Origin of the sequence: Comamonas testosteroni TK102, from assembly GCF_000739375.1 — a bacterium.
GTDB lineage: Bacteria > Pseudomonadota > Gammaproteobacteria > Burkholderiales > Burkholderiaceae_C > Comamonas > Comamonas brasiliensis.
Genome location: NZ_CP006704.1, coordinates 2604321 through 2625038 on the forward strand (window position 1 = coordinate 2604321; position 20718 = coordinate 2625038).

Annotated in this window: 22 protein-coding genes, 1 pseudogene and 1 riboswitch; of the genes and pseudogenes, 15 read left to right on the plus strand and 8 right to left on the minus strand. The window is 59.1% G+C overall.

The annotated features are described in order from the left end of the window. The first annotated feature begins 140 nt into the window (after nt 1–140). A riboswitch (TPP riboswitch) is annotated at nt 141–232 on the plus strand. A gap of 70 nt (nt 233–302) precedes the next feature. The 6 genes and pseudogenes from O987_RS11835 to O987_RS11860 all read left to right on the plus strand — a co-directional run bounded on the left by O987_RS11835 (nt 303) and on the right by O987_RS11860 (nt 6384). Beyond that, nucleotides 303–1397 (plus strand): long-chain-fatty-acid--CoA ligase, encoded by a 1095-nt coding sequence (locus tag O987_RS11835; RefSeq protein ID WP_043372384.1) that lies wholly within the window; start codon nt 303–305, stop codon nt 1395–1397. Next, complete coding sequence (locus O987_RS11840) at nt 1394–2860, plus strand: acyl-CoA reductase (protein WP_043372385.1); 1467 nt, start codon at nt 1394–1396, stop codon at nt 2858–2860. Before O987_RS11835 ends, O987_RS11840 begins: the two co-directional genes overlap by 4 nt. Before the next feature lie 25 nt (nt 2861–2885). Continuing rightward, nucleotides 2886–3623, plus strand: coding sequence for an ABC transporter ATP-binding protein (locus O987_RS11845; RefSeq protein ID WP_235214392.1), 738 nt, complete (start codon nt 2886–2888; stop codon nt 3621–3623). Continuing rightward, nucleotides 3620–4408 carry an ABC transporter permease gene (locus tag O987_RS11850; protein WP_043372388.1) on the plus strand — a complete coding sequence of 263 codons (789 nt, stop codon included), beginning with the start codon at nt 3620–3622 and terminating at the stop codon, nt 4406–4408. Before O987_RS11845 ends, O987_RS11850 begins: the two co-directional genes overlap by 4 nt. A 22-nt stretch (nt 4409–4430) precedes the next feature. After that, on the plus strand, nt 4431–5429 hold the full coding sequence (locus tag O987_RS11855; protein ID WP_003055708.1) for an ABC transporter substrate-binding protein: 999 nt from the start codon (nt 4431–4433) through the stop codon (nt 5427–5429). A gap of 174 nt (nt 5430–5603) precedes the next feature. After that, nucleotides 5604–6384, plus strand: a pseudogene (locus tag O987_RS11860) (SDR family oxidoreductase). 40 nt (nt 6385–6424) lie between these two features. Here O987_RS11860 and O987_RS11865 read toward each other — a convergent pair. Together O987_RS11865 and O987_RS11870 are read right to left on the minus strand one after the other, a co-directional pair. Beyond that, nucleotides 6425–6826 carry a hypothetical protein gene (locus O987_RS11865; RefSeq protein WP_012838155.1) on the minus strand — a complete coding sequence of 134 codons (402 nt, stop codon included), beginning with the start codon at nt 6824–6826 and terminating at the stop codon, nt 6425–6427. A gap of 219 nt (nt 6827–7045) precedes the next feature. Further along, the gene (locus O987_RS11870) at nt 7046–7663 is read right to left on the minus strand and encodes an FMN-dependent NADH-azoreductase (RefSeq protein ID WP_003055701.1); all 618 of its coding nucleotides are present in this window, start codon (nt 7661–7663) and stop codon (nt 7046–7048) included. 194 nt (nt 7664–7857) lie between these two features. Between O987_RS11870 and O987_RS11875 the strand changes: the two genes are divergently transcribed. Continuing rightward, nucleotides 7858–8802, plus strand: coding sequence for a LysR family transcriptional regulator (locus O987_RS11875; protein WP_003055699.1), 945 nt, complete (start codon nt 7858–7860; stop codon nt 8800–8802). An 88-nt stretch (nt 8803–8890) separates the two neighbouring features. Here the strand turns inward: O987_RS11875 and O987_RS28760 are convergent, their stop codons facing one another. The 3 genes from O987_RS28760 to O987_RS29430 all read right to left on the minus strand — a co-directional run bounded on the left by O987_RS28760 (nt 8891) and on the right by O987_RS29430 (nt 11112). Further along, complete coding sequence (locus O987_RS28760; protein ID WP_003055697.1) at nt 8891–9274, minus strand: hypothetical protein; 384 nt, start codon at nt 9272–9274, stop codon at nt 8891–8893. 408 nt (nt 9275–9682) lie between these two features. Continuing rightward, nucleotides 9683–10447 (minus strand): response regulator transcription factor, encoded by a 765-nt coding sequence (locus tag O987_RS11880; protein ID WP_003055695.1) that lies wholly within the window; start codon nt 10445–10447, stop codon nt 9683–9685. Between the two features lie 485 nt (nt 10448–10932). Then, entirely contained in the window at nt 10933–11112 is a 180-nt protein-coding gene (locus tag O987_RS29430) for a hypothetical protein (RefSeq protein ID WP_232536166.1), read from the minus strand. Here O987_RS29430 and O987_RS11885 point away from each other — a divergent pair. The 6 genes from O987_RS11885 (at nt 11030) to O987_RS11910 (ending at nt 15272) form a co-directional block, all read left to right on the plus strand. Further along, complete coding sequence (locus tag O987_RS11885; protein ID WP_232536044.1) at nt 11030–11653, plus strand: hypothetical protein; 624 nt, start codon at nt 11030–11032, stop codon at nt 11651–11653. The genes O987_RS29430 and O987_RS11885 overlap by 83 nt on opposite strands. Before the next feature lie 72 nt (nt 11654–11725). Then, nucleotides 11726–12466, plus strand: a complete 741-nt coding sequence (locus O987_RS29225) for a hypothetical protein (RefSeq protein WP_003055693.1) — start codon at nt 11726–11728, stop codon at nt 12464–12466. A 30-nt stretch (nt 12467–12496) separates the two neighbouring features. Further along, nucleotides 12497–12829, plus strand: coding sequence for a hypothetical protein (locus O987_RS11895; protein ID WP_043372396.1), 333 nt, complete (start codon nt 12497–12499; stop codon nt 12827–12829). Nucleotides 12830–13463: 634 nt separating this feature from the next. After that, entirely contained in the window at nt 13464–14117 is a 654-nt protein-coding gene (locus O987_RS11900) for a cytochrome b/b6 domain-containing protein (RefSeq protein WP_003055692.1), read from the plus strand. Then, nucleotides 14114–14896 carry a molybdopterin-dependent oxidoreductase gene (locus O987_RS11905; protein WP_043372398.1) on the plus strand — a complete coding sequence of 261 codons (783 nt, stop codon included), beginning with the start codon at nt 14114–14116 and terminating at the stop codon, nt 14894–14896. The genes O987_RS11900 and O987_RS11905 overlap by 4 nt, the downstream gene beginning before the upstream one ends. A gap of 79 nt (nt 14897–14975) precedes the next feature. Further along, nucleotides 14976–15272: a hypothetical protein gene (locus O987_RS11910; RefSeq protein WP_003055689.1), complete on the plus strand. Its 297-nt coding sequence runs from the start codon at nt 14976–14978 to the stop codon at nt 15270–15272. A 247-nt stretch (nt 15273–15519) separates the two neighbouring features. On the opposite strand, the gene O987_RS11915 is transcribed toward O987_RS11910, so the two are convergent. From O987_RS11915 to O987_RS11925, 3 genes are all read right to left on the minus strand, one after another. Next, nucleotides 15520–16248: an anti-sigma factor gene (locus tag O987_RS11915; protein ID WP_043372400.1), complete on the minus strand. Its 729-nt coding sequence runs from the start codon at nt 16246–16248 to the stop codon at nt 15520–15522. Beyond that, complete coding sequence (locus O987_RS11920) at nt 16245–16823, minus strand: sigma-70 family RNA polymerase sigma factor (RefSeq protein WP_003055687.1); 579 nt, start codon at nt 16821–16823, stop codon at nt 16245–16247. The genes O987_RS11915 and O987_RS11920 overlap by 4 nt, the downstream gene beginning before the upstream one ends. A gap of 66 nt (nt 16824–16889) precedes the next feature. Beyond that, nucleotides 16890–17465 (minus strand): DUF3455 domain-containing protein, encoded by a 576-nt coding sequence (locus tag O987_RS11925; protein ID WP_043372402.1) that lies wholly within the window; start codon nt 17463–17465, stop codon nt 16890–16892. Nucleotides 17466–17875: 410 nt separating this feature from the next. On the opposite strand from O987_RS11925, the gene O987_RS11930 reads away from it, so the two are divergent. Next, a complete protein-coding gene (locus O987_RS11930) occupies nt 17876–18154 on the plus strand; it encodes a hypothetical protein (protein ID WP_019042659.1) in 279 nt (92 codons plus the stop codon). An 806-nt stretch (nt 18155–18960) separates the two neighbouring features. Then, a complete protein-coding gene (locus O987_RS11935; RefSeq protein WP_419177856.1) occupies nt 18961–20712 on the plus strand; it encodes a ShlB/FhaC/HecB family hemolysin secretion/activation protein in 1752 nt (583 codons plus the stop codon). The last annotated feature ends 6 nt before the right edge of the window (nt 20713–20718 follow it).

The window sequence follows — 20718 nt, forward strand, 5'->3', positions numbered from 1 at the left end:
GTATTTGGGCAGCAGTGTTTTGATGTTTTTGCCCTGGATGTCCTTCTTGCCCGTGCTGGAGCCTTACCCCAGGTTACAAGTGACGCGACTTTCATGCACCGGCTCCGGGCCCTTGAAGCGATGCCGTTGGGGTAAGATGGCGCCGCGCTCCGGGGTGCACGCCAGTGCTGAGATCTACACCCGCGAACTTGACCCGGTTCATACCGGCGGAAGAAGAGCTTGCAAGCTGACCTCAGGGCAGTGCGTTCTCGCATGGTCAGCAAGCCTTCGGAGCATGATGTCCCCGCTCTCGAAGGAATTTCATGGACAAGGCCGCTTCGATGGTCGCCGATCTGCTTGCTTTCATCGCAATGGATGACTGCACCGACGACCAGTTCAATCAACTCGCCCTGCGCCTTTTCGCCTACCAGTACGAATGCAATGCGCCGTTTCGCAGCTTTTGCCAGCGACGCGGTGCCACGCTGCGCAATGTCAGGAGCTGGCGCGATGTTCCGGCCGTGCCCATCGATGCCTTCAAGGCCATGGAGCTGCGCAGCGAGCCGCCATCGCCCGCCGAGCGTGTGTTCATGACCAGCGGCACCACAGGCCGCGCCGCACGCGGACGTCATTTCCATCCGCAGCTCGATGTCTACGACCTGTCCATGAAGCGCTATTTCGCCAGACGTTTCATGCAGGGTATGGAGCGCATGCCCATGGGCATTCTGTTTCCCGATGAGCAGGCCATGCCCAATTCCTCGCTGGCCCACTATCTGGCCCTGGCGCGGTCCGAATTCGGCTCGGCCGGCAGCCGCTACTATCTGAACTCGGAAGGGCTGGACATGCCGGCCCTGTGTGCCGCGCTGGAGGCGTCCGAGCGCAGCGGCCAGCCGTTTGCGCTGCTGGGCGCGAGCTTCAGCCTGGTCCATGTCATGGATGCCCTGCGTGAACAGGGCCGCAGCTTTCGCCTGCCTGCAGGCAGCCGGGTGCTGGATACGGGCGGCTACAAGGGGCAGTCGCGCGAGCTGCCGCTCGAGCAGTTCTATGCCGGGCTTTCACAGCTGCTGGGCGTGCCGCGCAGTCTGTGCATCAATATGTATGGCATGACGGAGCTGAGCACCCAGTTCTATGACGATGGCAATGCGGTACTGCCTTCGGTCAAGTCTGGTCCGCACTGGATTCGCTCGCGTCTGGTCGAGCCGATCACCGGCCGTGACGTGGCAGCTGGTGAGCGCGGCATTCTGGTGCATTGCGATCTGGCCAACTACAACGCGGTGACCACCATCCTGACCGAGGATGTGGGCCTGTGGGCCGGCACGCAGGAAAAAGACGGCTTTTTGCTGCTGGGGCGCGCCGAGGGCGCCGCCGCCAAGGGCTGCTCGCTGGCGGTTGAAGAGTTTGTGAAAGCTGCCGGCGCATGAGCGAGCAGCGCAAGCTACAGCGTATCAAGGCAGGCTATCTGCCCGGCCTCGCCGACGATGAAGTGCAGTGGCAGACGCTGGGCTTCGAGTCCCGCGACGGCCAGAGGCTGGAAGTCAGCGTGCCCGTGCTGACGGCGCCGCAGATGCGGGCTCTGGCTGCTCGCGTGCGCGCGGCTGCGTGTGTCCATCTGCGCTCCATGCCGGTGGCCGAGATCATCGATGCCGTCGATCGTGCGATGGCCCGCCTGCTGAATCGCAACGACATCTACCGTCAGCAGGCCGAAGCCTGGCTGCCTGTGGTCAGCGGCTATGACGCCGATATGGTGCGGCTGGGACTGACCGGATTTTTCAAGACCTTTCGTGCAGCGCAGCTCAGGCGCTTTGTGGCCGAGGATTTCGCCAATCCGGCAGTGCTCGATGGCTTTCAACCGGCAGCCAAGGGCGGCGCCGTACGTGCTTTCGGCCCGGACCTGCTGGTGCACAGCTGGGCCGGCAACGTGCCTGCGCTGTCGCTGTGGAGTCTGGTCTGCGGCTTGCTGGTCAAGGCCCCTGCGATCGGCAAGCTGGCCAGTGCCGAGCCCTTGTTTGCGGGCTGGTTTGCGCGCCTGCTGGCCGAGGTGCATCCGCCGCTGGCCGATTGCCTGGCCGTGGTCTGGTGGCGCGGCGCAGGCGGCGAGGAGGCCGACGCGCTCTATGCCGAGGCCGATACGGTGCTGGCCTATGGTGGCAACCAGACTCTGGATGCACTGCGTCGTCGCCTGCCCGTGACGACGCGCTTTTTGCCCCATGGCCACAAGCTGGGCTTCGGCCTGATCGGGGCGCAGGCGCTGGATACGCTCAAGGCTGCGGGCATGGCAAGGCTGGCCGCCTGGGACGTGATGCGCTACGACCAGCAGGGCTGCTACTCGCCCCATGTGTTCTATGTGCAGCGTGGGGCGCCGGTTTCGCCGCGTGCTTTTGCCGATTATCTGGCGGCCGAGCTGGCCAATCTGCAGCGACGATTCGCACGCCGCGAGCTGGATCTGGAAGAAGGGGCGGCGCTGGCCCGCTGGCAGCAGAACATGGAGTGGGGCGGCGAAGCTCACGAGCTGCTGGGGCCTGTGGATGCGCCCTGGAGCGTGGCCTACAGCGAGAGTCTGCAGCCCCTGGCACCGACCGCGCTGTATCGCACGATTGCAGTGGTGGCTGTGGACCGGCTCGATGCCGTGCTGCCCGTGGTGGCCGCTCAGCGCGACTATCTGCAGACCGCCGGCATTGCGGCCGGCCCCGAAGAGCTGTACCGCCTGGGCGGGCTGTTGGGTGCGGTTGGCGTCACGCGTATCAGTGCCATCGGCTCCATGAGCATGCCCGAAGCGGGCTGGCATCATGACGGGCGCTTCAACCTGCTGGATCTGGTGCGCATGACGGAGATCGAGCAGTCGGCAGAACTGGCGGCCCAGCCGCTGGCCTCTTATGCGGACTGAGGGAGTGGATACAGCCGTGGCATTCATGGAGTTCAAGCAGGCCCGATACAGCTACCCGGGACGAGCGCCCGTGGTGGATGGCGTGGACTGGCAGATCGGGGCCGCAGAGATCCACTGCCTGCTGGGGCGCAGCGGCTGCGGCAAGACCACGCTGCTCAAGCTGGCGGCAGGTTTGCTCAGGCCACAGTCGGGCCATGTCTTGCTGGGCGGCAGCGAACTCGCGGCGCCGGGCCCCCAGCTGGGCTTTATGTTCCAGGCGCCGACCTTGCTGGACTGGCATACGGTGATAGACAACGTGCTGCTGCCCGTGTCGTTGCAGCGCAAACCTGGGCTGCAGGATCAACTGGCGGCCATGCAGTTGCTGGAGCAACTGGGCCTTGTCGAACATGCTTCGCTCTATCCGCGCCAGCTCTCGGGCGGACAGCAAAGCCGGGTGGCGCTGGCGCGCGCCCTGATTCTGGAGCCGCCTTTGCTGCTGCTCGACGAGCCTTTTGCGGCACTGGATGCCATCACGCGCGCCGAGCTGCAGGATGATTTGCTGCGCACCTGCCAGCGGCATGGCACGACGGTGCTCTTCGTCACCCACGACATCAACGAGGCCGTCTATCTGGGTGACCGCATTGCACTCATGCATGGTGGCCGCATCGTGGACGACTGGTCGATAGAGCTGCCACAGCCGCGCCAGCAGAGCCTGCGCCACGGTACGGCGTTCAACGACTATTGCGCGCGCATTCGCGCATCCATGGACCGGGGGGGCGCATGAGCGGCCTGCTGAACAAGACACACTGGCTGTCTGCCTCGCTTTTGATAGCTGTCATCGCAATATGGGAGCTGGCTGCGAGGCAATTAGGCTTGTCGGCACTGGTTTTGCCTGCGCCCTCGGCAGTGGCGCTGTCACTGTGGTCGGGTCTGGCGTCCGGCTATTTCTGGCCGCATCTCTGGGCCACCTTGCAGGCCTTGCTGCTGGGCCTGCTCATAGGCAGCGCCGTAGGCCTGCTGGCCGGCATGGCGCTGGCCGAGTCCGAGCTGCTGGAGCGCGTGCTCAAGCCCTATGTGGTGGTCAGCCAGGTCGTGCCCAAGCTGGCTCTGGCGCCGCTGTTCGTGCTCTGGTTCGGCTTCGGCATGCTGCCCACGGTGCTGATCACGGCGCTGATCTGCTTTTTCCCCTTGATGGAAAACACATTGATGGGTCTGCGCCAGGTCGATGCCCAGCGCATGCAGCTGTTTCGCATGCTGGGGGCTACCAGACTGCAGACTCTGCTGCGCCTGAAGCTGCCGACGGGGCTGCCTGCGATTCTGGCCGGGCTGCGCGTGGCCGTGGTGCTGGCGCTGGTCGGCGCCGTGGTGGCCGAGTTCATGGGCGCCAGCCAGGGCCTGGGGGCCGTGGTCATTGCCGCCCAGGGAATGATGGACACCACGCTGATGTTTGCGGCGCTGGTGCTGATTGCCGCCATGGGCCTGCTGCTGTATCAGGCCTGTCTTGTTCTGGAGCGCCGTTTGCTGCGCTCCCATCACTTTTCAACCTCGCAGTCGGGCGACAGGGCCTGATCGCATCTTCAAACCATTTGTCATGCACAACAGCAACCAGACTTCGTTCATCTCCCGCCGCAGCCTGCTCGGCGCCTGTGCAGGCCTGAGCGGCCTTGCCATGACCGGCACCAGCATGGCGGTTCCTCTGCAGGGCAGGATTCGCCTGGCGGGCTGGAGCAAGCCCATCAGCGAGATCACCAATATTCTGGTCGAGCCCGAAAAAGGCTTTTTCAAGGCGAATGGCGTGGAGCTGGCCTATCTGCCCGGAGCAGGTGGTGGCGATGCGATCCGCAACATCCTCAGCGGCCAGGCCGACGTGGCCTTCACCGACCCAGGCTCCTTCTTCATGGCACTGGACAAGGGCGAGAAGCTGGTGGCCATCTACGACATCTATCCGCAGAACGTGTTCAACGTGGTCTCGCTCAAGTCCTCGGGCATTCGCAAGCCCGCAGACCTCAAGGGCAAGAAGATCGGTGTCTACAGCCTTGCCAGCGGCACGCGCCAGAACCTGCTGGTGATGCTGCATCAGGCCGGCCTCAAGGAGTCGGATGTGAGCATTGTCGTGACCGGCCTGCTGAACTTTGCTCCCCTGATGCAGGGACAGGTTGACGCCACGGCCGCCACGGATACCGGCCTGGCCGTGGGTCTGCGCAAGGGCATCGGCGATGTCAACGTGATGCAGGTCAGCGACCACCTCAATATGTCCAGCGACATGTTTGTGGTGCGCGAAGAAGTGTTCCAGCAGAAGAAGGATTTGCTCAAGGCCTTCATCAAGGGCTACCGCGAAAGCGCAGCCTGGATGATGGCGAACCCCGAGGAGGCCTCGGTGCTGGCCAGCAAATATGCCATCGACGGCACGCGCCGCGACATCAATCTGGATGTGATACGCCTGCGAAACGCCTCTTCCATGCCCGCCGTCCAGGGGCAGCCGCTGGGCAGCTTTGATATGGTTGCGCTGCAAAAAGGCGCCGATGCCTATCGTGCGCTGGGCATGGTGCAGCGTCAGATCAAGGTGGCCGATGTGGTTGTTTCGCTGTAAATCTTCCTCTGAGGCGCGTTACTTGGGCGGCCCCGCGCCTTTGCCCTCTCTTTGCGGGAGGGAAGACAGCATCGCTGCGGGGCGGCTTAGCCGTCAAGGCCCCCGCTTGCTGTCCCCTGCCTGGGGCCTGTCAGTGTTGGAGCGGAAATCGTGAATATGAGTCAGTCTTCTTCAATGGGCTTGCGCGGCAAGGTGGTGCTGGTGACGGGAGCCAGCCGTGGCATTGGCGCGGCGATTGCCCTGGCGTTTGCGCGCGAGGGCGCGACGGTGGCCGTCAACTACCTCTCCAATGACAAGGCTGCAGCCGGCACTGTGGATGCCTGCCTGGCCGCAGGCAAGGACTCGGGCGGCGATGCCTGGGCGGTCAAGGCCGATGTGGGCTCGCCAGAGGCGGTGCAGGGCATGGTGGACAGCATAGTGCGCGAAGCGGGGGGGCATCGACATCGTGGTCAACAATGCCTTCAGGCCCTATGCCTTCGATCCCGAGCGGCGCAGCCGGTTTGAGGATCTGCAATGGGCGGACTATCAGGCACAGTTCGATGGTGCCGTGGGCGCAAGCTTCAATGTCTGCCGCGCGGTGCTACCGCTGATGCGCCAGCGCGCGCGCGGCAGCATTGTCAACATCGTCAGCAATCTGGTGGAGCAGCCTGTTGTCGCCTATCACGACTACACGACATCCAAGGGGGCCTTGCTGGCTTTCAGCCGTAACCTGGCCAGCGAGCTGGGGCCTGTGGGCATACGCGTCAACTGTGTGGCGCCCGGTCTGGTCTATCCCACGCAGGGCACGCAGGGCAGCAAGGAGTCTTTCCGGGAGTCGCTGATGGCGGCCACGCCGCTGCGGCGGCTGGCGCGGCCCGAAGATGTGGCGGGGCCGGTGCTGTTTCTGGCCTCGGAACTCAGTGGCTTCATGACCGGGCAGCTGCTGCTGGTAGACGGCGGTCTGGTCATGCGCTGAGCTGGCGTGGGGCAAGCAGGGCTTTTCTGCTGGCCTTGGCTTACTGTTTGGCGGTTGCCTGGGCGTGGTCCATCGCATCGATGATGGCCACACCGGTCTGCTGTACGCCCGGAGCGTTGAAGCCTGGGCCTGGTGTGACGGCAGGGTGGCTGAGCAGCTTCTCGGCCATGCTGGGCGCTGCGGCAGGCGCGCTGGCCTGTACGGGGGAGGGCGGGTTGGCGGCAGGCTTGGCAGTTGCTTGTTCGGTGGAGTCCAGATAGTCGTTATAGCGCTTGTAGGCCTGACGCTCGCTACGAGTCTGTTCCTGCTGCTGCTGTGAATGCTTGAAGTACCGATAGGCGACCGTACCCAGAATCAGTGCTGCCACCAGAAATACGGCAATAGCGGTGACGACGAGGTTTTCGTCGGAGCGCTGAGGCGATTGACGGACGGCGGTGGGCATGGGACGGGAAGCTGGCATCTGGGAAAACGTGACCGGTGGGGCCTGATAAGTATCTAACTGTTTTCAGCGTATCAAAAACAGCGTGTTCAGGCTTTCAGATCGGCATTTTTTTCGAGAACTTCAGTCGGAAATGTCCGAAACCCCGGAGGGGCCCTATCTTGTCGCGCAAAAAAGCCGGTATGCGCTGGGCGATACCGGCTTTTGCAGCTCAGTCAGCTATCAGGCAGCGACAGCTTGTGCCTGCTCGATCTGAGCCTTGGCCGCTTCCATGGCCGCAGCCTTGGCGTCGGGACCCATGGCCACGCCTTCAGCACGAACAATGGTCACGTCGGTCACGCCCATGAAGCCGAAGATCACCTTCAGATAGCTTTCCTGGTGCTCCATGGCCTGGCCTGCTTCGCTGGTGGAGTAAGCACCGCCGCGAGCGGAGGCCACGATGACCTTTTTGTCGCCGGCCAGACCCACGGGGCCGGTGGCGGTGTACTTGAAGGTACGGCCGGCCTGGGCAATACGATCCAGCCATGCCTTCAGCTGCGTGGGAATGGTGAAGTTGTAGAAGGGGGCGCCCACGACGATCACATCAGCGGCCAGGAACTGGCTGACCAGAGCTTCGGAGACAGCGTTTTCCTGGCGTTCGATTTCGGTGGCAGCAGCCTGGCCGGTGCGAAAACCCAGGGATTGTGTGCTCAGGTGGCTGGGGGCGCTCACGGCCAGATCCAGGTAGTCGACCTTGGCTTCGGGGTTGGTCTGCTTGAGGCTGGCAACGATATCGGCCGTCAGTGCGCGTGTCACGGAATTGGAGCCAGTGATGGAAGAGTCGATGTGCAGGATTTGCATGTTGGTATCTATACCTCTAAAAATGAGTCAGAAAACACTTCTTGCCCAGCCCCGATGCTGCGTTGCGGCAAAACAGTGATTGGTTTTGAATTGCAATGGAATAGATTGTAGATTTGTTTATATTCGCCAATAAGTCTGCAAAAATGCGATAGATTGTTCCAAATATCAATTCAATCGATTCCAAGGAAATGTGCATGGTGGATCTCAACGACATGCTGTACTTCGTCGAGGTGGTCGAGCGCGGCGGCTTTGCTGCTGCCGGGCGGGCGCTGGGCATCCCCAAGTCGCGCCTCTCGCGCCGCGTCGCCGAACTCGAGGCCCACCTCGGAGTGCGTTTGCTGCAGCGCACCACCCGCAAGCTGTCTCTTACTCAGGTCGGTGAGACCTTTTTGCGCCATGGTCAGGCCATGCGCGATGCTGCCCTGGCTGCCTCGGATGCCGTGGCCGAAGTCCAGACCGAGCCGCGCGGCACCATTCGCGTGACCTGCCCGGTGACGCTGGCGCAGACGGTGCTGGGTGAGCTGATGCCCGAGTTTCTCAAGCGCTGCCCGCTGGTGCAGGTGGAGATGCAGGTCACCAACCGCCCCGTCAATCTGGTCGAGGAGGGTGTGGATGTCGCATTGCGCGTACGTGCCACGCTGGAGGACAGCGGCTCCATGGTCGTCAAGCGACTCGACAGCTCGCGCCAGATCCTGGTGGCCAGCCCCGATTTGCTGCAGCGCCAGGGTACGCCCCGCACGCTGGAGGACCTGCAACTGCTGGACAGCATGGCGATGACGGCGGTCGACGGCCATTCCAGCCTGCTGCTGGTCGGACCCGAAGGCAAGGAACACCGGCTGCAGCTGCAGCCGCGCTATGTGGTCGATGATTTGCTGACCCTGAAATTTGCCGCACTGGCCGGCAGCGGCATGTGCTGGCTGCCTGACTATATGTGCCAGGATGCCTTGAACCAGGGCACGCTGGTGCAGCTGCTGCCGCAATGGGCGCCCCCGCGCGGCATCGTGCATGCGGTGTTCCCCTCGCGGCGCGGGCTGGCACCGGCAGTCCGGCACTTTCTGGATTTTCTCGGGGAGCGCATGCCAGGCAGCAGCATTTCCGCCGTGCAGAAGGCGGCTGCATCAGTTCCGGTGACGAATTAGCTTCTGCATCGCAAGATACCAAGCTATTGAGGTCATCAGCCGTAGCAGAGCAGATGATTCGACCAATCGTCAGGGGTGACGCTGCTTTTCACCACTCAGAGTCTTCTGCTGCTGCGCCAAGGCTGGTGATTGCCGGTATGGGGGCGGGTTGCTTGGCCTGTGTCGCATACGGATTGGAGCGAGGCGGGTTTATCCATGGACTTGCTACCGACAGAGAAAGCAGAAGCCAGGCGAGTACCAGAAAGCCCTTGGGCCATGCACTCTTTGCACGAGGGTTCGGAAGCAGGGCATATAGACCATATGCGGCAAGCGCCAGTGCAAGAGGCGACAGCCAAGTCTCAAGCCACGCACGCGTCGGATTGTGGCTGTAGTAGATCAACGGGTTGACCAAAGCCACGACGCCCATGCCGGTCAGATGATGAGGAAATGAGAGCGGCTTGGATATCGGCTGTTCGACGGCAGTTGTTTGCATGTTCACTCCTGTGAATGAATGTAACAGAGGCATGTGACACCGTTGAAATTTTGTGTCGTCTACCGGCGAGAAGGCGAATCAAAGGAAGGCGGTTCAGACGCTTGTTCAGGCGCCTGGTACTGTTGGACAAGGCGCGGCATGCTTTGAGGTATGCCGTGCCTAACACCGGCCAAGATCTTGCTGAAGCCTCAGAGTTGCTGGATCACAGCCATGTGAGCGTGACGCGCAGGCGCATCGGAGTTGGGCAACATGGTTGAAAGCCGTCCCTCGAAGGCGCCAGCCCTGTGCGGCTGAGCATTGCTTATCAAAAAGCGTCCTGTCAAATATTTCAAATCTCAATACAGGTTAAGTACATTCTGTAGGCCAAAGCGCTGTTGTCGGCCCAAAGCGTTTGAATATTCGATTCTTTCAAATGATGCCTTTCAATACTGCATACCTGACGGCTTGGGCTCTGGTCCTTACCTGCATCTTTCGGTAGATGTTTTTCACATGCGTTGATACAGTCAATGCACTTATTTCCATGTAGTCCCCAATCTCATGGGTTCTTTTTCCTTGAGCAATCAATCGTAAAACTTCTTTTTCCCTATCCGTCAGCTTTTCGAATTTCTTGTGTTCAAGAGGAATTTCGTTGGGTGCAGAGTATTGAAATATCTTTGGCAGAATTTTCTTCGCAACAATCGGAGATATGGATGCCCCGCCATTGGCCACTTCCAGTACCGCTTGCGAATAACTTCCAAACCATGAATTCTTTAATAGATATCCAACCACCCCTTTTTTGAAAGCATCCATGGCGGCATCGCCTTTTTCGCTGGAGGAAATGGCGATGCTCAATACATTGGGCATTCTCAATTGGACTAACTCCAGCAAATCGGCTCCTTGTCCTTCGCCAAGAGACAGGTCCACGAGAAGCACGTCGAACTCCTCGGCCAAGACACCCTTGCGCGCTTCCCGATAGGAGGAGGCCTGCCCGATCAGGATGGTCCGAGGGTCACGCATGAGCTCCTGCGAGATCACGCTCCTGCTATGTCTGTCTTCGTCAGCCAGGAAAACCCGCACGGGCTGGTTCTTCTGACCTTTCATGTCGGATGGCCAGGTGTATCCCGTGGCAGAGGATGTGACTTCGATGCTGCCCGCATCAAAGTATGGCCCCTTGGGCAAGTCGGAGAGATACATGTGACACCCGATCTGTGTAATGGGAATTGGAAAATCTGCTGAAAAATAAAATTTCATCTCGTAAAAATCTATTAAAAATCCATAAGGAAAAGTATGGTTTAAATTTTTACATTTATTCACTTCAATATTGGGTAGAGAATTGAAAAGCAGTCATGGAAGTTAGATGAAAACCCTTTATTTTTGAAACATAAGAGAAATAATATAAATAGAAATGTGGATTACTTTTTTTAACATTGTAGGAAATTTTCCATAATGCTACTTTTTCAATAGCGCACCATTCATCAAGCGCATCGTACTAATCATTCTCCGCAATTATCTGAGTGGGTGAAATAATAATTGCAAATAGGGTATTACTGTTTCCCAGACATTTTCTGAAACTGCTGCTACCGAAATCATGTTGTGGACCGTGAAAATTTAATCCAGAACTTGAAGACGGTTAAAACCGGCCTTTGCTTAATAATTGGCACAGGTCTCTCTCACATACTTCAGTTGTCTACAAACTCGCTATTCAAAGGAACGATCATGAAAAAGTCTCTGATTGCCATGGCGGTTATTGCGTTGGCTGGTGTTGCATCTGCTGCCGTGAGCAGCTCCAGCATTGCTGCAACTAATACGACGTCAAGTGCATCGTCTGCAACGCTGTCGGGCGCAGCCAGCTCGGGCAACGGAAGTGCGCTGAGCATGAATAGCGCCACCTCCGGCGCAACCTCGAATGCAAACGCTGCTGGCGGCGCTATCGGTGCAGGCAGTTTTGGCATCGGTGGGGCAGCTGTCGGTGGTAGCGCAACGACCTTCGGCAACGTCAAGAGCCTTTCCGCAACCACCGGCAACGGTGTTGCAGGCGGTGTGGCAGCAACCAATGCCAATGCAGGCTCGGGCGCTGCAGCTGGCTACAGCGCCGGCCCGGTGAGCGGCACAGCCTTCGGTGGAGCTTCTTCGCAGACCGCGAATGTCGCTGCAACTGGCGCCGGCCCTGGCGGTGGCCTGGCTTATATCAACAACAACGCGGGCACCACCTCTGGCTACAACGCCACATCGGGAGCCGTTTCCTCACCCTGGGGCGCGCTGACCAATACGACATCGAACGCTGGCTCTGTGGGTACCGTCCACCAGAACGCCGGGGCATGGGGTAATGCCGGCTACCTCTCCAACGGTGGCGGCACTTCCGGTACTGCTGGTGCAGGCTCTACCGCCAATGCCAACTAAGCAAGCTATCCCAAGATAGCTGTGTTTGTCCCGGGCCTGGCCAGCCAGGCTCGGGCGACGTAGGAGCCAAGCATGAAACTCTCAATAGCTCTGTTAAGTCTTTGCGTTCCTTTGTGCAGCTATGCGCAAAGTGCTGGCAGCAGCGCGCAAAGCTCCTCCGAGTCCTCTTCCGTGGGGGCCCAGCAAAATCAATCGGTCACCATTGTCAATCCTGTGGTTGCGCCGATGGAGAGCCGTTCCACGGGTACGATGGAGAGCAGGTCCACCTCGACTTCCGACCAGAACATTACAACGAACGGAACGACAACCCAGAATCTGAACAGCACGGTGTCCGGGACTTCCAAGAACATCGTGGAGTACACGGGCACCTACACCATGAAGAACGTTCCCAGCGTGAACGGCCCCAACCTCACGACCAGCAACGACACCTGCATGGGCAGCAGCAGCGGCAGTGCCAACGGACCCGGCTTTGGCGTGAGCTTCGGCACGACCTGGACGGACGAGCATTGCAAGCGCCTGAAAATGAGCCGCGAACTCTGGAACAAGGGCATGAAGGCCGCCTCGCTGGCGATGGACTGCATGGACCCCGCAGCGCGCGTGGCCCTGGAGATCACGGGCTCGAAATGCCCGCAGTCCATGACTGCAGACGAGCGCCGAAACAACTACGGACCGGATGCCTCGGCACAGGGCAGCACCAATCCTGCTGCGCCGCCTGCAGAGGCTCAGTCAGGCTTGGCACCTGAAGTCACTCGCCCCTCGGTTGTCACCTCCGTGATGGAAGATCCACGTACAGCGCAGCTGTATGACAATTAGTAGGCGTGATTCCTAATCCAGGAGGCCGCTATGGGAAAGACTCTAGCTCTTTTAGCGATGGCACTATGTGGCGCTTCGTCTCTGGCAGCGCCCGATTCCAGGGCGGTCAATGAACCGTTGAGCATTCAGCGCCAGATCTTCGGAAGTGGCGAGCAAGGCGCGACGGGAGCGCAGCAAGCCGAGCCAGTGGGTGACTATGGCGTCTGGCATGTGCCCCAGTACCTGCCCGGTTACCCGACTGCCGCAACCATCTGGCCCCGCGCCATCCCTGTGAAATGCAGGGACAGGCAGTGCGAGGGCTATGTGATCACCCCGCAGATGGGGCCAGGTGAGTACCTGTTTTTCATGCCTACAAGCGAGTAGGCTGTTGATTTCCATTCAAAACTGACTCGCCGGGGATGCGGACAATAGCCTGTGGGGGCAGGTCGTGTGACCTACGACCTCGGTGCGCGCTATGCGACGAAGATCGACAGCAAGCCTGTCACTTTTCGAGCGGCGGTGCTGAACGCATCCAACAAGGCCTATTGAGGGATGCCTCTGCTTTCCAGCCTGGCACTGGGGGCTCCACGCACGTTTGCGCTGTCGGCAACGATGGATTTCTGACCGGATTGGAACCTGGACTCGGCACAGTCACTGCCCTTCAGCATGCGCCGAGTCACAAGGGTCTTGGTCCGGTCTGACTGCAGGCGCCGCCTGTCGACAAGCCATGGTGCAGTTCGGGGTTGGCAATTTGATGTCATCAGTTGCTGTCCCTTTAAGGCGCAAGGGGAGGACTGGTTCTGAGCGGCGGATGACCATCTGGGTGGCATCAACCCAGAGGAGTTTGATCACGCCTGGGCTTGAGGCTGGGAAGTGTCTACTGGAGTCGGGCAGTCCGCTTTCAAGCAGCTGCCTGAATAGTTGATTGATCGGACCTCCGATATCTGCAGCCCAAATATCACGATTTATTGAACTCTCGGTGATGACTTCGAGACCAGGTGCGCCGAACAATGCACCCATGTCCTCCCTCACACGTCAACCGCCGAAACGCAGTGTCTCCGTGCAGCCCCTGTGGCTGCGCATCACCCACTGGCTGAATGCTTTAGCCGTGCTGATCATGGTGATGAGCGGCTGGCGTATCTATAACGCATCACCTATTTTTGACTTTGCCTTTCCAGACAACATCACGCTGGGTGGCTGGTTAGGCGGCGCGCTGCAATGGCATTTCGCCGGTATGTGGCTGTTTGCGCTGAACGGGTTTGCTTATCTGCTGCTGAATCTGATCACTGGAAGGTTTGGGCAGCGAATGTTCCCCGTTTCAGCGCGCGGCATAGTGCGTGACGCCTGGCTTGCGCTGACGGCTCGCTTGTCGCATGCAGACATGAGCCATTACAACCAGGTGCAGCGTGCAGCCTATCTCTTTGCTGTGGTGGATTTGATATTGCTGGTGCTCAGTGGTCTCGTGATCTGGAAATCGGTGCAGTTTCCGCTACTGCGTGAGCTTTTGGGCGGATACGACATGGCCCGCCGCATTCATTTCTATTGCATGACAGCCATTGTCTGCTTTGTCGCCGTTCACCTTCTTATGGTCGTGCTGGTTCCGCGGTCGCTGCTTGTCATGCTGCTCGGTCGCTCCACCTTGCGCTCGGTCAACAAGGAATCCACATCATGAACACTTCCATCTGGCATCGGGACAACGCTGAAGCCGTGGTCGCCGAGGCCCGGAACTTGCTAAACAGACAGTTGCCACAGGCATCGCGCCGGAAGTTTCTTGCGCGCGGGCTCACACTGGGAGGCCTGGGGCTGCTTTCAGGATGCAGCATTGACGACAACGCTACTGCCGAAGCCGCGCTGACGCGGATCTCGCAGTTCAATGATCGGGTGCAGGGCTGGCTTTTTGACTCTTCACGCCTCGCCCCCACTTACCCGGAGTCGATGATCACCCGGCCATTTCCATTCAACGCTTTCTACGACGAAAGCAAGGTGCCAGAAGTGGACGAAGCGAGCTTTCTTTTGGAGGTGACAGGGCTTGTCGCCGACAAGCATCGCTGGACGCTCCATGAATTGCGTGCACTGCCGCAGTACACGCAGGTTACGCGCCACATCTGTGTGGAAGGCTGGAGCGCCATTGGCAAATGGGGTGGTCCACGCTTTGGTGACTTTTTACGTGCCGTCGGTGCAGACCTCGGAGCTCGCTATGTGGGCTTCCAATGCGCCGACGACTACTACACCAGTATCGACATGGCGACGGCGCTGCATCCTCAGACGCTGCTGGCACTCGACTGGGATGGCCAACCACTGCCGCCCAAGTACGGCTTCCCCATGAAGTTGCGCATGCCTACCAAGCTTGGCTACAAGAATCCGAAGCACATAAAGGCCATCTTCGTGAGCAACACCTTCAACCGAGGCTACTGGGAAGACCAGGGCTACAACTGGTTCGGCGGCAGCTGACGCCACACCTGTTTCCTATTTCCCCCGTTCCCCCTGCGGCTCACGCCGCGTTTTCCACCTGAGCCAAGAAAGTACCATCATGAAACACGCATTCACTACCACCGCGCTCTCCGTGTGTCTGGCACTGAGCGCCGCCTCGGCATTTGCAGCCGATGCGATGACCAAGGATTCCATGGGCAAGGATCACATGGCAATGGAAAAGCCTGCCATGGGAAAGGACTCCAAGCACAAAGACGCCATGAGCATGGACAAAGAAATGGGCAAGGGCGCAATGACCAAGGGAGACAAATCTGCCAAGGATCACATGGGCAAGGACAAGATGTCTAAGGATTCGATGTCGAAAGACTCAATGTCCAAGGACGGCATGAGCAAATAATCAGCCGGGGAGTGGCAAGGCGCTCCCTGCAGATTGTCACTCCCGGGCCGCCAACTGTCTTTTGGTCGTACATGATTCGGATGTACTGGGCACCAGGCTCGCCAAGCGGTAATACCGCCGATACGTTGGCGCGAAGCCTTTCATACTTCGTTCGGCTTCGCGCCTCGTCTCAATTCCTTAGCGGCGGTGCCTGTTCCTGGCAAAGCTCAGGGCGGTGGAACGCCTCAAGCTCCCCTCCAACGAAATCTTAGATCTGGACGGCTCGACCGATGAACTGGATAGGGCCTGTGGGGCGCCCAATCGGTGAGCCACCATAGGGTTCCAGGGTCAGCTCGAACAACTGGTTGGGCTGTAGCGGAGGGAGCTTGTCAACCGGAACCTCTATGGCCTCGCCTGGCTTTACCAGACCAAGCGATACCGGCGCGCTCCATCCATCGGCCTTGGTCCAGAATTGCAAGGATTTCTCGGCAGGAACATTGTCGATACCTAGTGGCACCAGACGGAGTCTGCCCTCGACCTGGGCCTGTACCAACCAGCCAGGAGACTGGCTCTGAGGCGCCGCAAGCACCACAAAGTAGCGTGGCGCAGCAGGGGGCGAAGCCTCGCGCAGTACAAGAACAGCCGCCAGTACTGCGGCAGCGGCAAAGCCAGTACCCGTCAGTCCGCGCCATAGAGCGAGGCTCTCCCATTGCCACCAGCGTATTTTGGTCGATGCAGCTTGAGTGCGCTTTGCTGGCGCAATACTTGCGGCGATGCGTTGCCATAGGCTGGCCCCAGGATCGACTGGCTCGGCGATCGAGGTCAGTGGCAACAGACGCTGCTCCCATTCGTCCACCGCTGCCCGAAGGGCGGGCTCGTGCGGCAGGCGCGCTTCAATGGTGCGACGCTGACCAGCACCGAGTGTGCCCAGTACATACTCTCCGGCCTGTGTATGCAGGTCGTCTGGAGGCGTTTGTGGTTGGGTTTCGCTGCTCATTGCATGCATTCCCGCAGTGCGCGCAGTCCGCGCTGAATCCAGGCCTTGACGGTGCCCAGGGGTGCTTGCAACCGCTCGGCAATCTCGCTGTGGCTGCAGCCGTCCACATAGGCGTGCAACAAACAGGCACGGCGCGCTGGCTCCAAGCCGTCAAGGCAATGCCCAAGACGGCCGAGCGACGCCTGCCGTGCAAGCTCATCGCCACCATCCTGCCAGGCTGCAAAGGCTGCCTGTGCATCCAGGTGCGCTGTAGCCGGTTCGTCAAGCACGGTTTCGCGCGCGCCATCGCGTACGCGATTCAGGGCCGCATGCCTGACGATGCTGTAGATCCATCCACGGGCAGAGCCACGGCTGGCGTCAAAACTCGATGCACGCTCCCAGATGGACACAAAAGCGTCGTGAAGCACATCCTCTGCCGCAGCGCGGTCACGAACTATTCTGAGAGCCACACCCAGCAGGTAGCGTGCTTCATGCACATAGATGCGGCGCAAGGCTTCGCGATCACCTTGCGCGCAGGCCTGCAGCGCAGCGGCGTGGTCGAAAGCGTCGTCTTGGAGGGCGGCAGCAGGCGGCACAAATAAAAGCTTGGAAGGAAATAGAGATAGTCCCTTCACGCATTCTAGTCATGCCGCTGCAAAGCCTTACATCGTGGGTTTCCAGAAGATGTAGTCGGCCTGGTACTTGACCATGGTCTTTTGCCCCTTTGTGGCGGTGGTGCAAGGCTTGTCGGCAGGAGCAGTGCCCCCTTGGAGTGCGACGCGCTGGATGTAGCTAACGTCTACCAGCGCTCCGTTACCCATGGCTGGATTGGCCTTCACCAACTGGTATGGCAGGTTGCCGGCACCAGATGGCGCGACGGCTAGCTGCGTAGCGGTGAGCTTGGAGCCGTCGTTGGCTTCCCAGGTGGCGGGAGGGCCATAGTAGCGGCCCACAGTTTTGCCGGAGCGGTCTTTCAGCACCGCATCGGGGCCGACAAAGACCCATTCGGTTTGACCTGGTGCGTTGGCCTTGTCCCTGCATTCGTAAGTGATGTCGCCACTGCCTACCGTTTCCCAAGCGACCTTGTGACCGGATGGAACCTGGATAGACGCCGGCAGCGAGGCCTGGGAGAAGGTACCGGCCGGAGACTGCATCGAGCCGCAGGCAGCGAGCAGGGCTGCGGTGGAGGCAATGGCAGCAATAGCGGTGAGGCGGTATGCGAAGCGAGTGGTCGACATTGAGATTCTCCAATTAGATCGGTTGGAAAGGTTCACTGAGGCAGCACATTGCTTGTGTTGCTATAGCTACTACCCGCGAGACCGATGTTTGGATGCACCGAACGCGAAAATATTTCAGTTGCTTGGGCAGTACTAGGCCTCGGGCGGCTTTCTCGGGCAGCTTGCACGCCGAGCGCTCATTTCCTGGGGTTCAAGACTTGCCCAGAAACATCCGCTCACTCCTTGCGATTAATGATGTTGCTTCTCATTTCTCGAATGACCAGGCTTGCGGGTACCCAGCGTGAAGCACAAGGACACCTCAAGCTTTGCGGGCTGCATCCGGCCCCTGTGCCGATGAGTTGGGCAAACAGGGTCCTGGTGCATCACCCTTAGGAGACCCGGACTGCTTGTGCTGCGCTTGCCGCTCAACGATGGCGCTGGCAAAGGGGAAAATGGGAGACAGCTTTGCTGTTGTGTTCTACAAATTCCCGCTTGATCGCAGCCGCATAGCAGGCGAGGCTGGCGCTGCGATATGGAAGGAAGGGGATCTGCAGCCACTCAGTCAGTCGTTTGAGCTTGGCAACAGAATCATGCTCCACGCAATCCATGGGGAAGACGACCAGGCAGGAGCAAGTCAGCAGGAGATCCAGCAGGCCTTTGAGGTCTTCCTGACCGCCATCGGGTGCAGGAACTCTCCAGCGTTGCGTTGAACACAGTCCCGAATCGTGGGATTGGAGTTAGGTCGCCCGCCTGCATAAAGCACTTTTTGGACCTGCAGCAGTGCCTGGTTACGGGTTGCCGTGGTGGCCTGGCCGTAGCTGGCATCACTGAGATAGTGCAACTCTGCCTCGCAGCGGCAAGGTCCTCTGCCAGATATTGGCTGTGTTGCTTCGCGCTTGCCAGTTCTGCTTTCAGCTGAAGAATCAACTGCTGTGATTCTTGTATGGCGCGTTCGGCATGCACGTGTCGCCGGACTTGCAGATCTTCCATTTGGCGACAGAGGAATGGCATGGCCCGTTCACTGGATTGCATGCGCAGTTGGGCAGTACGTTGTTCAAGCTCCATCGCTTGCTGGCGGAAATCGCTGCATTGCGACGGACGAAGGCATTTTCTTTGCTTACTCGCGCATTCTCACGCGGTAGATGACTGGCATGGCTCCGCGTCTAATCTTCGCCTCATATGTGGATGGCTTATGCAGCAAGCCGAATGCTTGCTGAGTATCTGTTTATTAAACAACGAAAATAGCAATAGGAAAATTCTGATTTTATTTTCCATTTTTGGGGTTGCCGTTAATCAATGCCTGGCTAGGACCAAATTTAGCAATGAGGCAAGACTAGTCAAGTCATGTTCTTCCTGCATTTGTCTCTTGGTGTGATTGAGGCAGAGCCTTGTTCGGTTAGATGGGGCTATTCGATCAAACTCCATCTTTGTCAATTTTTATAAAGAGATATTTCCGCGATGTAGGTTTTGCGTAATAGTCCTCTGGCATAACGTGAATGCTACTCACGCGAAAAAAATGACACAAGAAATACCAAAGTCCTTGATGAGGGAAAAAAAATATAGTCACCGCCTTCATTTAATGCCTCTATTTGCGGCATTGGTGAGCCTGGCTGCTCCCGCTTTTGCGCAGCTTTCCGGCAGCGCCGCCATTGAGCAACAGCAGCTACAGCGGCAGCAAGAGCGCGAACGTGAGCTGCGCGAACGCATGACTCCGAATGCGAACACTTTGCAGCCACAAGTGAAACCCGAAACGCTCGCGATGCCAGATGGCGAAATGCCTTGCTTCGCGCTGCATGCGCTTGAATTGACAGGGCCCAAGCTTGATGCATTGCCTTGGCTCGGGGCTGCGGCAGGCATTGATCTGAGCACCCGGCCCTGCGTAGGGGCCAAGGGGGTCGAGGTCATCCTGGCGAGAATGCAGCAAGCAGTGCTGGAGCATGGCTACGTGACCTCCAGAGTGATGGTGGTCCCTCAAAACCTCAAAGACGGTGTGTTGAACGTCGCTTTCATTCCCGGCGTTCTCAGAGCCATTCGATTTACCCAAGAGAGCACGGCAAGCACATCGCTGTTCGCCGCTTTGCCTTCCAAACCCGGAGAGTTACTGCAGCTTCGTGATATAGAGCAAGGTCTGGAGAATCTCAAGCGAGTACCAACGGCAGATGCCGATATTCAGATCACTCCCGCTGAAGGCCACGAGGCGGAGCCTGGTCAAAGTGATCTGATGATTACTTATAAGAATATCAGCCCCTTGCGCTCGAACGTCGCCATGGATAATGGTGGCACCAAATCAACGGGAAAATTACAAGGTACAGGAACGGTATCCTGGGACAACCCGCTGGGCCTGAATGACCTGATGTACTTCAGCTTCGGCGGAGGCGTTGACAATGGCGGCAGCCGTGGCACCGAAACCCGGGCCGCACAGTATTCCCTGCCTTTCGGGTATTGGTTGCTGGCCCTGTCGGGTTCCTATAACCAATACCACCAGGGCGTTGCGGGTGCTTATCAAAACTACACCTACAGCGGCGAATCCAGCAATCTGGATCTCAAGCTCAGCTGGGTGGTATTCCGCAATGCCTCTTCCAAGACCACGGCCGGCATCAAGGCCTTCCAGCGGACTTCCAACAACTACATCGACGATGTGGAGATCGATGTCCAGCGTCGGCGTACCTCGGGCTTTGAACTGAGCCTGAACCAGCGCAGCTATCTAGGCAATGCCATCCTGGATGCCAATCTGGCCTACAAGCGAGGCACGGGTGCTTTTGCTGCCTTGCATGCGCCAGAGGAGCCCTTTGGTGAAGGCACTTCGCGCATGAAGCTCTATATCGCCGATCTGGCATTGACCAAGCCCTTCGAGCTGGGTGGCACCAAACTCAGATTCACCAGCAACTGGCATGGCCAGTGGAACAAGACACCACTGACCCCGCAGGATCGCCTTGGCATTGGAGGCCGTTATACCGTGCGGAGCTTCGACGGCGAAAGCACCTTGCTGGCCGAACGAGGCTGGTACTGGCGCAACGAACTCAGCGCGCCCTTGAGTCTGGGCGTTGCAGGCAATGCAGAGGCCTTTGTGGGGCTGGATACCGGCCATGTGAGCGGACCTTCCGCCCAATACCTGGTGGGGCAGTCCTTGACCGGCGCTGCCATTGGACTGCGTGGCGCCTGGCGCAACCTCTCCTATGAAGTCTTTGTGGCCACGCCTGTCAAAAAGCCGGAGCACTTCCGAACCTCCCATACCAATCTGGCACTGAGCCTGGCCTACAGCTTCTGAGGCGTC